Annotated in this window: 11 protein-coding genes; all 11 read right to left on the bottom strand. The window is 69.6% G+C overall.

Going from position 1 to position 12,814, the window contains the following annotated elements; genetic code table 11:
• Positions 1 to 14: 14 nt before the first annotated feature.
• Positions 15 to 1,223, bottom strand: coding sequence for a methionine adenosyltransferase (metK, locus tag ACIGXX_RS37980; protein WP_351168675.1), 1,209 nt, complete (start codon positions 1,221 to 1,223; stop codon positions 15 to 17).
• A 311-nt stretch (positions 1,224 to 1,534) separates the two neighbouring features.
• Positions 1,535 to 2,746 carry a bifunctional phosphopantothenoylcysteine decarboxylase/phosphopantothenate--cysteine ligase CoaBC gene (coaBC, locus tag ACIGXX_RS37975; protein ID WP_351168673.1) on the bottom strand — a complete coding sequence of 404 codons (1,212 nt, stop codon included), beginning with the start codon at positions 2,744 to 2,746 and terminating at the stop codon, positions 1,535 to 1,537.
• Positions 2,747 to 2,878: 132 nt separating this feature from the next.
• A complete protein-coding gene (rpoZ, locus tag ACIGXX_RS37970) occupies positions 2,879 to 3,151 on the bottom strand; it encodes a DNA-directed RNA polymerase subunit omega (protein ID WP_005319902.1) in 273 nt (90 codons plus the stop codon).
• A gap of 74 nt (positions 3,152 to 3,225) precedes the next feature.
• Positions 3,226 to 3,819 carry a guanylate kinase gene (gene gmk, locus ACIGXX_RS37965; RefSeq protein WP_351168671.1) on the bottom strand — a complete coding sequence of 198 codons (594 nt, stop codon included), beginning with the start codon at positions 3,817 to 3,819 and terminating at the stop codon, positions 3,226 to 3,228.
• A gap of 38 nt (positions 3,820 to 3,857) precedes the next feature.
• On the bottom strand, positions 3,858 to 4,181 hold the full coding sequence (locus tag ACIGXX_RS37960; protein WP_005319887.1) for an integration host factor: 324 nt from the start codon (positions 4,179 to 4,181) through the stop codon (positions 3,858 to 3,860).
• A gap of 287 nt (positions 4,182 to 4,468) precedes the next feature.
• The gene (gene pyrF, locus ACIGXX_RS37955) at positions 4,469 to 5,314 is read right to left on the bottom strand and encodes an orotidine-5'-phosphate decarboxylase (RefSeq protein ID WP_351168669.1); all 846 of its coding nucleotides are present in this window, start codon (positions 5,312 to 5,314) and stop codon (positions 4,469 to 4,471) included.
• A complete protein-coding gene (locus ACIGXX_RS37950; protein ID WP_399982821.1) occupies positions 5,311 to 6,417 on the bottom strand; it encodes a quinone-dependent dihydroorotate dehydrogenase in 1,107 nt (368 codons plus the stop codon). Before ACIGXX_RS37950 ends, pyrF begins: the two co-directional genes overlap by 4 nt.
• Positions 6,418 to 6,471: 54 nt before the next feature.
• Complete coding sequence (gene carB, locus ACIGXX_RS37945; protein WP_361463295.1) at positions 6,472 to 9,780, bottom strand: carbamoyl-phosphate synthase large subunit; 3,309 nt, start codon at positions 9,778 to 9,780, stop codon at positions 6,472 to 6,474.
• Positions 9,773 to 10,924 carry a glutamine-hydrolyzing carbamoyl-phosphate synthase small subunit gene (gene carA, locus ACIGXX_RS37940; protein WP_351168663.1) on the bottom strand — a complete coding sequence of 384 codons (1,152 nt, stop codon included), beginning with the start codon at positions 10,922 to 10,924 and terminating at the stop codon, positions 9,773 to 9,775. Before carA ends, carB begins: the two co-directional genes overlap by 8 nt.
• The gene (locus ACIGXX_RS37935; protein WP_399982816.1) at positions 10,921 to 11,529 is read right to left on the bottom strand and encodes a hypothetical protein; all 609 of its coding nucleotides are present in this window, start codon (positions 11,527 to 11,529) and stop codon (positions 10,921 to 10,923) included. The genes carA and ACIGXX_RS37935 overlap by 4 nt, the downstream gene beginning before the upstream one ends.
• A complete protein-coding gene (locus ACIGXX_RS37930; RefSeq protein ID WP_361463291.1) occupies positions 11,526 to 12,812 on the bottom strand; it encodes a dihydroorotase in 1,287 nt (428 codons plus the stop codon). Before ACIGXX_RS37930 ends, ACIGXX_RS37935 begins: the two co-directional genes overlap by 4 nt.
• Positions 12,813 to 12,814 lie beyond the last annotated feature (2 nt).

Below are 12,814 nucleotides of genomic sequence, written 5' to 3'. Positions count from 1 at the left end.
CCTGAGGAAGAGCCCTACAGCCCCGCGGCCTTCCGCAGCGCATCCACGCGATCCGTCCGCTCCCACGTGAAGTCGGGGATCGCACGGCCGAAGTGGCCGTACGCCGCGGTCTGGGCGTAGATGGGGCGGAGCAGGTCCAGGTCGCGGATGATCGCGGCCGGGCGCAGGTCGAAGACCTCGGCGATGGCGGCCTCGATCTTGTCGGTGTCGACCGTGGCCGTACCGAAGGTCTCCACGAACAGGCCCACCGGCTCGGCCTTGCCGATCGCGTACGCGACCTGCACCTCGCAGCGGGCCGCGAGGCCTGCGGCGACGACGTTCTTGGCGACCCAGCGCATCGCGTACGCGGCCGAGCGGTCGACCTTGGACGGGTCCTTGCCGGAGAAGGCGCCGCCGCCGTGGCGGGCCATGCCGCCGTACGTGTCGATGATGATCTTGCGGCCGGTCAGGCCGGCGTCACCCATCGGGCCGCCGATCTCGAAGCGGCCCGTCGGGTTGACCAGGAGGCGGTAGCCCTCGGTCTCCAGCTTGATGCCGTCCTCGAGGAGCGCCTTCAGCTCGGGCTCGACCACGAACTCCCGGATGTCGGGAGCGAGGAGCGAGTCCAGGTCGATGTCGGAGGCGTGCTGCGAGGAGACCACGACCGTGTCGAGACGGACGGCCTTGTCGCCGTCGTACTCGATGGTGACCTGGGTCTTGCCGTCGGGGCGCAGGTACGGGATGGTCCCGTTCTTGCGGACCTCGGAGAGGCGGCGCGACAGGCGGTGCGCGAGGTGGATCGGGAGCGGCATCAGCTCCGGCGTCTCGTCGCAGGCGTAGCCGAACATCAGGCCCTGGTCGCCCGCGCCCTGCTTGTCGAGCTCGTCCTCGTCGCCCTCGACACGCTTCTCGTACGCCGTGTCGACGCCCTGCGCGATGTCGGGGGACTGCGAGCCGATGGACACCGAGACGCCACAGGAGGCGCCGTCGAAGCCCTTCTTCGAGGAGTCGTAACCGATCTCGAGGATCTTGTCGCGGACCAGCTGAGCGATCGGCGCGTACGCCTTGGTCGTCACCTCGCCGGCCACGTGCACCAGGCCGGTGGTGATCAACGTCTCCACGGCGACCCGGGATTTCGGGTCCTCCCGCAGAAGGGCGTCGAGAATGGTGTCGCTGATCTGGTCAGCGATCTTGTCGGGGTGACCCTCGGTCACAGACTCCGAGGTGAAGAGACGGCGGGACACATCGCTCCCTGTGGTTGCAGCGGCTGCTGGCTGATCATTGGTGGACGGCCGGGAGCTGCGCCCGGCGTCGTCCGAGACCAGTTTATCGGTCGCACTCGGCCGCCGGACCACGTGTCTCGCCACTTGGGAGCGCTGTGACCTGCGGCACTGCATTGTGCGGTACGACGATCGGTCTCCACCAGAGGGCCTCACGCCCGAATTTCCCGGGTTTGAGGCGTCCAGTGGGGCGATTGTGGCATCCGCGCCCCGGTTTTCGCTCCAGTTCCGGTGGGGTTTCGGCAGAGGATTTCCTGAGACGTGCCCCTCTCTTTTCAGGAATTCTTCGGCAGGCGTTCCGTCACGAGATCCCAGACCGTGTCCGCGAGGGCCTCCTTGGGGCCGTACGGCACGGGGGTCTCGCTGCCGTCGGCGCCGAGCACGAGCGCCTCGTTCTCCTCGGAGCCGAACGTCTTGCGCTCGCCCACTTCGTTCACGACGAGCAGGTCGCAGCCCTTGCGCTCCAGCTTGGCGCGGCCGTTGGCGAGCACGTCGTCCGTCTCGGCGGCGAAGCCGACGACGATCTGACCGGGGCGCGGCCGGTCCCCCGCGATCTCGGCCAGGATGTCGGGGTTGCGGACCAGGGCGATCGGGGGCTGCTCCTGGCCGTCCTTCTTCTTGATCTTTCCGGTCGCGTACGTCTCGGGGCGGAAATCGGCCACGGCGGCGGCCATCACCACGGCGTCGGCGTCCGCCGCCGCCTTCAGGACCGCCTCGCGGAGCTGGACGGCGGTGCCGACGGGCACGACGTCGACGCCGGCGGGCTCCGGCAGCGCCGCGTTCGCCGACACGAGCGTCACGCGGGCGCCCCGCGCCGCCGCGCTGCGGGCCAGGGCATACCCCTGCTTGCCGGAGGAACGGTTGCCCAGGAAGCGGACCGGGTCGAGCGGCTCGCGCGTCCCGCCCGCGCTGACGACGACGTGCCGCCCCGCGAGGTCGCGGGGCAGGTCGCCGCGCGCCAGGACACGGCGTACGACCTCGAAGAGCTCCACCGGGTCGGGGAAGCGCCCCTTGCCCGTGTCCACGCCCGTGAGGCGGCCGACGGCGGGCTCGACGACGAGGGCCCCACGGCGGCGCAGCGTGGCGACGTTCTCCTGCGTGGCCGGGTGCTCCCACATCTCCGTGTGCATCGCGGGCGCGAAGATCACCGGACAGCGGGCGGTGAGGAGCGTGTTCGTCAGGAGGTCGTCGGCAAGGCCGTGGGCCGCCTTCGCCATCATGTCGGCCGTCGCCGGGGCGACGATGACGACGTCCGCCGCCTGCCCGATCCGTACGTGGGGCACCTCGTGGACGGAGTCCCACACCTCGGTCGAGACCGGGTTGCCGGACAGCGCCGACCAGGTCGCGGCCCCCACGAAGTGCAGCGCCGACTCGGTCGGCACGACGCGTACGTCATGGCCGGACTCGGTCAGCCGCCGCAGCAGCTCACAGGCCTTGTACGCGGCGATTCCGCCACTGACCCCCAGAACGACCTTGGGCTTGCCCACCGTGCCTCCCCGCACTCGCGATCCCCGCACCGGGGAACGTACGACTCCATGACACACCACAGGCCCGGCAGTCGCGCTGCCGGGCCTGCGGTGAAGTTCTTCGCGAGAAGAACGTGAAGAAAAGAACTACGACTACTGAGCCGGGCCCTCGATGGCCTCCGACGTCAGCAGACCCGCGTTGATCTCGCGGAGCGCGATCGAGAGCGGCTTCTCGTGGACGTGCGTGTCCACCAGCGGGCCGACGTACTCCAACAGGCCCTCACCGAGCTGCGAGTAGTACGCGTTGATCTGACGCGCGCGCTTGGCGGCGTAGATCACGAGGCTGTACTTCGAGTCGGTCGCTTCGAGGAGCTCATCAATCGGCGGGTTGATGATGCCCTCGGGCGCAGTGATGGAAGAGGACACTCTCTGCCTTCCGATGGGGATTGACCTTCGAATGGAAATTGAAGATCAAGCCGGGTTACTGAGGATGAAGAAGATCAAACAACTTTCATCAAGGCTAGCAGCTCACGCGCCACATCCTCGACGGAGGTATTGACCAGGGTCGTATCGAACTCCGCCTCGGCGGCGAGTTCGATCTTCGCCGCGCCGAGCCTGCGCTCGATGACCTCCGGCGCCTCGGTCCCCCGGCCGGTGAGCCGGCGGACCAGCTCCTCCCAGCTCGGCGGGGCGAGGAAGACCAGCTGCGCCTCGGACATCGACTCGCGGACCAGGCGTGCGCCCTGCAGATCGATCTCCAGGAGGACGGGCTCGCCCGCCTCCAGACGCTCGAGGACGGCACCCCGCGGGGTGCCGTAGCGGTTGCCCGCGAACTCGGCCCATTCCAGCAGCTCGCTGTTGGCGATCAGCTTGTCCATCTCTTCGTCGGAGACGAAGAAGTAGTGGACGCCGTGCTTCTCGCCGGGTCGCGGCTTGCGGGTGGTGGCGGAGACCGAGAGCCAGACCTCGGGGTGTTCCTTGCGCATATGAGCGACGACCGTGCTCTTGCCGACCCCTGAGGGGCCGGAGAGCACGGTCAGCCGCGGACGTACGTCCGGGGGCACGGGGGTCGTCCCCCGGGATGTTGCAGCCATGCAGCGATTATCCAGGTTCTCAGGAGTGCCTGAGAACGTCAGGCAGCGCCACCGCCGAACTCACGCTCCAAGGAGGCGATCTGGTTGGAGCCGAGACCACGCACACGGCGGCTCTCGGAGATGCCAAGACGCTCCATGATCTGCTTGGCGCGGACCTTGCCCACGCCCGGCAGGGACTCCAGGAGAGCGGAGACCTTCATCTTGCCGATGACATCGTTCTCCTGTCCCTGCTTGATGACCTCATGAAGGGAGGCGCCGGAGTGCTTGAGTCGATTCTTGACCTCGGCCCGCTCCCGGCGAGCCGCGGCGGCCTTTTCGAGCGCGGCTGCGCGCTGTTCAGGGGTAAGGGGCGGAAGAGCCACGCCTACGTCACCTCGGATGTCGAACTGTCGGATACGGACCGGTGAGGAACCTAGTCGCCCCACACCTGGTGAGCAACGTGCAACGCGCTTGCCCGTTCGCTCTCGTCGGAGACTAGCGGGCATGGCCGCCGGAGTCAGCGAGAACAGACGAAAAGTCCTGGTCAGCCTCTGTCGAGGTGTACATTCCGGGCATTTCACCCCGGTTTTGGCTTGGTGAGCCATCAGCGAAACGTAAGGACGTGGCCGGACACGTCGTTCGAAGGCGGAAAAACACCCTCAGGACGACCTCAGGCCGAGGCGACGGCCTCACGGATCTCGTCCGCGAAGCGGCTCGCCGCGACGCGCAGCCCCGCCACGTCGGGACCGTGACGCAGGACACCCCGGCTGACGCTCGGCACGACGTTGCGTACGGCGCTTCCGAAGACACCCGGCAGATCCGCCGGAGTGGCGCCCTGCGCCCCGATGCCGGGGGCGAGCAGCGGACCGTTGATCGCGAGGTCGTACGAGGACAGGTCCCCCAGCGTGGCCCCGACGACGGCCCCGAAGGACCCCAGGGGCTCCGCGCCCGCGTTCTGCGCCGCCAGGTGACCGAGCATCGTCGCGCCGATCGTGCGGCCGTCCTCGCGCACCGCGTGCTGCACCTCGGCGCCCTCGGGGTTCGAGGTGAGGGCGAGCACGAAGAGCCCGGTGCCGTTCTCGCGCGCGAGGTCGACGGCCGGCTTCAGCGAGCCGTAGCCGAGGTAGGGCGAGACCGTGAGGGCGTCGGAGAACAGCGGCGCGTCCTTGTGCAGGAAGGTCTCCGCGTAGGCGGCCATCGTCGAGCCGATGTCGCCGCGCTTGGCGTCCATGACCACCAGGGCCCCCGCCGCGCGCAGCTCCTGGACGGCCTTCTCCAGTACGGCGATGCCGCGCGAGCCGAAGCGCTCGAAGAACGCGCTCTGCGGCTTGAAGACCGCGACGCTCCCGGCGAGCGCGTCCACGACGGTCCCGGTGAACCGCTCCAGGCCCGCGACGTCGTCGTTCAGGCCCCAGGCGGACAGCAGGGACGCGTGCGGGTCGATGCCGACGCACAGCGGGCCGCGCTCGTCCATCGCGCGGCGCAGGCGCGTACCGAAGGGTTCAAGGGCACTCATGCGGGCTTCCTGACGTCGGCGCCGACGGCCTCGGCGAGCGTGGCGTACGGGGAGGTGTTCAGGCGGGCGGCGAGGCCCTTGTGGACGGATCGGCCCCAGAAGGGACCTTCGTAGATGAACGCGCTGTAGCCCTGCACCAGGGTGGCGCCCGCGAGAATCCGCTGCCAGGCGTCCTCGGCGTTCTCGATGCCGCCGACGCCCACGAGCGTGATGCGGTCGCCCACGCGCGCGTAGAGGCGGCGCAGGACCTCCAGGGAGCGCTCCTTGAGCGGAGCCCCGGACAGGCCGCCGGTCTCTCCGTAGAGCGAAGGTTCGGATTGCAAACCCAGGCCATCGCGGGCGATGGTCGTGTTCGTGGCGATGATGCCGTCGAGGCCCAGCTCGACGGCCAGGTCGGCGACCGCGTCGATGTCCTCGTCCGCCAGGTCGGGGGCGATCTTCACGAGCAGCGGCACGCGCCGCGCGGTCCCGCTCCGGTCGGCCGCCTCGCGTACGGCGGTGAGCAGCGGCCGCAGCGACTCCGTGGCCTGGAGGTTGCGCAGGCCGGGGGTGTTGGGGGACGACACGTTCACCACGAGGTAGTCGGCGTGGACGGCGAGCCGCTCGGTCGACTTCACGTAGTCGGCTGCGGCCTCCTCCTCGGGGACGACCTTGGTCTTGCCGATGTTCACGCCCACGACCGTCTTGAAGACGGCCCTGCGGGCCCCCAGGCGCTCGGCCACGGCCGCCGAGCCCTCGTTGTTGAATCCCATGCGGTTGATCAGCGCGCGGTCCTGCACGAGGCGGAAGAGACGCTTCTTGGGGTTACCGGGCTGCGGCTCCCCCGTGACCGTGCCGATCTCGATGTGGTCGAAGCCCAGCATCGACATGCCGTCGATCGCGACGGCGTTCTTGTCGAAGCCCGCCGCGAGCCCGAAGGGGCCGTGCATCCGCAGCCCGAAGGCCTCGGTGCGCAGCTCCTTGTGGCGCGGCGCGAGCACGGCCGCGACGAACGTGCGCAGCACGGGGACGCGGGCCGCGAGCCGGATCCAGCGGAAGGCCGTGTAGTGGGCCTGCTCCGGGTCCATGCGCTTGAAGACGAGGTTGAAGAAGAATTTGTACATGTACGTGTCCTCAGCAGAAGGGGGACACCGGATCGGTGTCCCCCTGGTGGGCTGCTAGTCGCGGGCCGCGGTCAGATGCTCCGCGTGTTCCTGGAGTGAACGGACGCCCACGTCGCCGTGGTTGAGCGCGTCGATGCCCTGGACGGCGGCGGCGAGCGCCTGGACCGTGGTCAGGCAGGGCACGGAGCGGGAGACGGCCGCCGTACGGATGTCGTAGCCGTCGAGGCGGCCACCCGTGCCGTACGGGGTGTTGACGATGAGGTCGACCGCGCCGTCGTGGATCAGCTGGACGATCGTCTTCTCGCCGTTCGGGCCCTCACCCTCGCTCTGCTTGCGCACGACCGTGGCGTTGATGCCGTTGCGCTTGAGCACCTCGGCGGTGCCGGACGTGGCGAGCAACTCGAATCCGTGCGCCACCAGTTCGCGCGCCGGGAAGATCATCGTGCGCTTGTCGCGGTTGGCGACGGAGATGAAGGCACGGCCCTTGGTCGGCAGCGGACCGTAGGCGCCCGCCTGCGACTTGGCGTACGCCGTGCCGAACACCGAGTCGATGCCCATGACTTCACCGGTGGAGCGCATCTCCGGACCGAGGACGGTGTCGACGCCACGGCCGTGGATGTCGCGGAAGCGCGACCACGGCATGACGGCTTCCTTCACCGAGATCGGTGCGTCCATCGGCAGCGTGCCGCCGTCGCCGGTGGCCGGGAGCATGCCCTCGGCGCGCAGCTCGGCGACGGTCGCGCCGAGCGAGATGCGCGCGGCGGCCTTGGCCAGCGGCACCGCGGTCGCCTTCGAGGTGAAGGGGACGGTGCGCGAGGCACGCGGGTTGGCCTCGAGGACGTAGAGGATGTCCCCGGCCATCGCGAACTGGATGTTGATCAGGCCGCGGACGCCGACGCCCTTGGCGATGCCCTCCGTGGAGGCGCGCAGCCGCTTGATGTCGTGGCCGCCGAGCGTGATCGGGGGCAGCGCGCACGCCGAGTCGCCGGAGTGGATGCCGGCCTCCTCGATGTGCTCCATGACGCCGCCTAGGTAGAGCTCCTCGCCGTCGTAGAGCGCGTCCACGTCGATCTCGATCGCGTCGTCCAGGAAGCGGTCGACGAGCACCGGCCGCGAGGGGCTGATCTCGGTCGACTCCTCGATGTACGCGGACAGGCGCGTCTCGTCGTACACGATCTCCATGCCGCGACCGCCGAGCACGTACGACGGGCGGACGAGGACGGGGTAGCCGATCTCGTCGGCGATCGCCTTGGCCTCGGCGAAGGTGGTGGCGGTGCCGTGCTTGGGCGCCGGCAGACCGGCCTCCGCGAGCACGCGGCCGAAGGCGCCGCGGTCCTCGGCGGCGTGGATGGCCTCGGGCGATGTGCCCACGACCGGCACGCCGTTGTCCTTGAGCGCCTGGGCGAGGCCGAGCGGGGTCTGGCCGCCGAGCTGGACGATGACGCCCGCGATCGGACCGGCCTGCGCCTCGGCGTTGACGATCTCCAGGACGTCTTCGAGCGTCAGCGGCTCGAAGTACAGACGGTCGGAGGTGTCGTAGTCCGTCGAGACGGTCTCGGGGTTGCAGTTGACCATCACGGTCTCGTAGCCCGCGTCGCTCAGCGCGAAGGAGGCGTGGACGCAGGAGTAGTCGAACTCGATGCCCTGGCCGATGCGGTTGGGGCCCGAGCCCAGGATGATGACCGCGGGCTTCTCGCGCTTGGCGACCTCGTTCTCCTCGTCGTACGAGGAGTAGAAGTACGGCGTCTTCGCGGCGAACTCGGCGGCGCAGGTGTCGACCGTCTTGTAGACCGGGCGGACGCCGAGCGCGTGGCGCACCTCGCGGACGACGTCCTCGCGCAGGCCGCGGATCTCGGCGATCTGGGCGTCGGAGAAGCCGTGCCGCTTGGCCTCGGCGAGGAGATCGGCGTCCAGGCGCTCGGCGGCGGCCAGCTCGTCCGCGATCTCCTTGATCAGGAAGAGCTGGTCGACGAACCACGGGTCGATCTTCGTGGAGTCGAAGACCTCTTCCTGGGTGGCGCCGGCGCGGATGGCCTGCATGACGGAGTTGATGCGCCCGTCGGTCGGCCGCACGGACTCGGCCAGGAGTTCGCCCTTGTCGCCGGGCTCGCCGACGAAGGTGAACTGCGAGCCCTTCTTCTCCAGGGACCGCAGCGCCTTCTGCAGCGCCTCGGTGAAGTTGCGGCCGATCGCCATGGCCTCGCCGACCGACTTCATGGTGGTCGTCAGGGTCGAGTCCGCCGAGGGGAACTTCTCGAAGGCGAAACGCGGGGCCTTGACCACCACGTAGTCGAGGGTCGGCTCGAAGGAGGCCGGGGTCTTCTCGGTGATGTCGTTCGGGATCTCGTCCAGCGTGTAGCCGACGGCCAGCTTCGCCGCGATCTTCGCGATCGGGAATCCGGTGGCCTTCGACGCCAGCGCGGAGGACCGCGAGACGCGCGGGTTCATCTCGATGACGATGACCCGGCCGTCCGTCGGGTCGATGGCGAACTGGATGTTGCAGCCGCCGGTGTCGACGCCGACCTCGCGGATGATCGCGATGCCGACGTCACGAAGGGTCTGGTACTCGCGGTCGGTCAGCGTCATCGCGGGCGCGACGGTGATCGAGTCGCCGGTGTGCACGCCCATCGGGTCGAAGTTCTCGATGGAGCAGACGACCACGACGTTGTCGTTCTTGTCGCGCATCAGCTCCAGCTCGTACTCCTTCCAGCCGAGGATGGACTCCTCCAGGAGCACCTCGGTGGTCGGCGAGAGCGTCAGGCCCTGCCCGGCGATGCGGCGCAGCTCCTCCTCGTCGTGCGCGAAGCCGGAACCGGCGCCGCCCATGGTGAAGGAGGGGCGGACGACCACGGGGTAGCCGCCCAGCTCGTCGACGCCCCTGAGGACGTCGTCCATGGAGTGGCAGATGTACGAGCGGGCGGACTCGCCGTGCCCGATCTTCTTGTTGACCTCTTCGACGACGCCCTTGAAGAGGTCGCGGTCCTCGCCCTTGTTGATCGCCTCGACGTTGGCGCCGATGAGCTCGACGCCGTACTTCTCCAGGACACCCTGCTCGTGCATGGAGATCGCGGTGTTGAGCGCGGTCTGGCCGCCGAGGGTGGGCAGGAGCGCGTCGGGGCGCTCCTTGGCGATGATCTTCTCGACGAACTCCGGGGTGATCGGCTCGACGTAGGTCGCGTCGGCGATCTCCGGGTCGGTCATGATCGTCGCCGGGTTGGAGTTGACCAGGATGACGCGCAGGCCCTCGGCCTTGAGCACGCGGCAGGCCTGGGTACCGGAGTAGTCGAACTCCGCGGCCTGGCCGATGACGATCGGGCCGGAGCCGATGACCAGGACGGACTGGATATCGGAGCGCTTAGGCACGCTGGGCTCCTTCTGTGGTCATCAGGGATACGAAGCGGTCGAAGAGGTACGCGGCGTCGTGCGGGCCCGCGGCCGCCTCGGGGTGGTACTGGACGCTGAACGCGGGCTGGTCGAGGAGCTGGAGCCCCTCCACCACCTGGTCGTTGAGGCACACGTGGGAGACCTCGGCGCGCCCGTAGGGGGTGTCGGAGACCTTGTCGAGCGGCGCGTCGACGGCGAAGCCGTGGTTGTGCGCGGTGACCTCGACCTTGCCGGTCGTGCGGTCCTGCACGGGCTGGTTGATGCCGCGGTGGCCGTACTTCAGCTTGAAGGTGCCGAAGCCGAGGGCGCGGCCGAGGATCTGGTTGCCGAAGCAGATGCCGAACAGCGGGGTCTTGCGCTCCAGGACGGCGCGCATGACGGCGACGGGGCCGTCCGCGGTCGCCGGGTCGCCGGGACCGTTGGAGAAGAACACGCCGTCGGGCTCGACCGCGTAGATGTCCTCGGCGGTCGCGGTCGCGGGCAGCACGTGCACCTCGATGCCGCGCTCGGCCATGCGGTGCGGGGTCATGCCCTTGATGCCGAGGTCGACGGCGGCGACGGTGAAGCGCTTCTCGCCGATCGCGGGGACGACGTAGGTCTCCTTGGTGGCGACCTCGGCGGCGAGGTTCGCGCCCTTCATCTCGGGCTGCCGGCGGACCTCGGCGAGCATCGCGCCCTCGTCCGGGAGCGCGCTGCCGGAGAAGATGCCGACGCGCATCGCGCCGCGCTCGCGCAGGTGGCGGGTGAGCGCACGGGTGTCGATGCCGCTGATGCCCACGACGCCCTGGTTGACGAGTTCCTCGTCGAGCGTGCGCTGGGAGCGCCAGTTCGAGGGCACGCGTGCGGGGTCCCGCACGACGTATCCGGCGACCCAGATCTTCTTCGACTCGGGGTCCTCGTCGTTCACGCCCGTGTTGCCGACGTGCGGGGACGTCATGACGACGACCTGGCGGTGGTACGAGGGGTCGGTGAGGGTCTCCTGGTAGCCGGTCATGCCGGTGGAGAACACCGCTTCGCCGAAGGTCTCCCCCACGGCCCCGTAGGCGCGGCCGCGGAAGATGCGGCCGTCCTCCAGGACGAGTACGGCGGGAGTTTTGGTGGCTCCCCTGGTGGAGGTCGTCATCGTGCGGTGCCTTCCTTCGTTTCCATCGTCTTCGCGTTCGCGTTGATCATGTTGTTGACGGCCTCGACCCAGTCGGCCTGCTCGGCCGCGTGGTCCGAGCGGAAGCCGGAATCGATCAGCTTCTCGCCGTGCTCCCAGGTGACGATCAGCAGACCGCCCTCCGCGAGGACCTTTCCGGCGATGCCCTTGTCCAGGCGCGCCTCGCGCAGCTGCGCGGCCGGGACGAAGAAGTCGGCCGCCCCGGGGCGTACGACGTCCAGGCCCGCGTCCGTGAGCGTCAGCTCCACGCGGCTGCGCGTACCGAGGCCGTGCGCCACGATGCGGTCGAGCCACTGCCCTGCCGTCGTGGAGCCGTGGTAGCGGCCGCTCAGCTCAAGTTTCGCCGGGCCCGGCTCGGTCGGCGCGCTGGGCAGCTCGGGCAGGTCGCCCTGGAGCGTGCCGCGCCACTTCCAGCCCTCGCGCATCAGCCAGTAGACGAGCGCGATAAAGAGCAGAAGGCCGACGACCCAGCCCGCGCGGGCGGCCCAGTCCGTCACGTCCGCCGACTTCTTCTCGGCGGCGACCACGACGGCACTTCCTGCGGCGGTGGAGATCAGAGATGTCACGCGAGCTTCCCGTCGACGAGCGTGGCGCGGCCCCGCAGCCACGTGTGCGTCACGCGGCCCGGCAGCTCACGGCCCTCGTAGGGGGTGTTGCCGCTGCGCGAGGCGAAGCCCGCGGGGTCCACGACACCACGGTAAGCCGGATCGAGAAGCGTGAGGTTCGCGGGCTCACCAGCCGAGACGGGGCGGCCGTGGCCGGTGGCCCGGCCGATCTGCGCGGGCTTGACGGACATCCGGTCGGCGACCGCGGCCCAGGTGAGAAGGCCGGTCTCGACCATCGTCTGCTGGACCACGGAGAGCGCGGTCTCCAGGCCCACCATGCCCATGGCGGCCGCGGCCCACTCGCAGTCCTTGTCCTCGTGCGGGTGCGGGGCGTGGTCGGTGGCGACGATGTCGATGGTGCCGTCGGCCAGGGCCTCGCGCAGCGCCATGACGTCGCGCTCGGTGCGCAGCGGCGGGTTGACCTTGTAGACCGGGTTGTACGAGCGGACCATCTCGTCGGTCAGGAGCAGGTGGTGCGGGGTGACCTCGGCGGTCACGTCGATGCCGCGCGACTTGGCCCAGCGCACGATCTCGACCGAACCGGCGGTCGACAGGTGGCAGATATGCACGCGCGAGCCCACGTGCTCGGCGAGCAGCACGTCACGCGCGATGATCGACTCCTCGGCGACGGCGGGCCAGCCGCCCAGGCCCAGCTCGGCGGAGACGACGCCCTCGTTCATCTGGGCGCCCTCGGTCAGGCGGGGCTCCTGGGCGTGCTGGGCGACGACGCCGCCGAAGGCCTTCACGTACTCCAGGGCGCGCCGCATGATCACGGCGTCGTCGACGCACTTGCCGTCGTCGGAGAAGACGGTGACACCGGCGGCGGACTCGTGCATGGCGCCGAGCTCGGCGAGCTTCTTGCCCTCCAGGCCGACGGTGACGGCGCCGATCGGCTGGACGTCCGCGTACCCGCCCTCCTGGCCGAGGCGGTAGACCTGCTCGACGACGCCGGCGGTGTCGGCGACGGGGAAGGTGTTGGCCATGGCGAACACGGCGGTGTAGCCACCGGACGCGGCGGCGCGCGTACCGGTCAGGACGGTCTCGGAGTCCTCGCGGCCGGGCTCGCGCAGGTGGGTGTGCAGGTCGACGAGGCCGGGCAGCAGGATCTTGCCGTCGGCCTCGACGACGGTCGCGTCGCCCGCGTCGATGCCGGTCCCCACCTCGAGGATCGTCTCGCCGTCGATCAGGACGTCCTGGGGCTCGCCACCGAGGACCTTCGCACCACGGATCAGGGTCTTGCTCATGT

Origin of the sequence: Streptomyces sp. NPDC055243 (assembly GCF_044544025.1) — a bacterium.
Taxonomy (GTDB): Bacteria; Actinomycetota; Actinomycetes; order Streptomycetales; family Streptomycetaceae; genus Streptomyces.
The sequence above is the reverse complement of the archived record's forward strand: the minus strand, read 5'-3'. Positions and strand labels throughout refer to the sequence as shown.

What these genes read in the sequence shown, in the direction of transcription:
- gmk (WP_351168671.1), bottom strand. Translation starts at nt 3,819, where the DNA reads ATGGCTGCAACATCCCGGGGGACGACCCCCGTGCCCCCGGACGTACGT.
- pyrF (WP_351168669.1), bottom strand. Translation starts at nt 5,314, where the DNA reads ATGAGTGCCCTTGAACCCTTCGGTACGCGCCTGCGCCGCGCGATGGAC.
- ACIGXX_RS37950 (WP_399982821.1), bottom strand. Translation starts at nt 6,417, where the DNA reads ATGTACAAATTCTTCTTCAACCTCGTCTTCAAGCGCATGGACCCGGAG.
- carA (WP_351168663.1), bottom strand. Translation starts at nt 10,924, where the DNA reads ATGACGACCTCCACCAGGGGAGCCACCAAAACTCCCGCCGTACTCGTC.
- ACIGXX_RS37930 (WP_361463291.1), bottom strand. Translation starts at nt 12,812, where the DNA reads ATGAGCAAGACCCTGATCCGTGGTGCGAAGGTCCTCGGTGGCGAGCCC.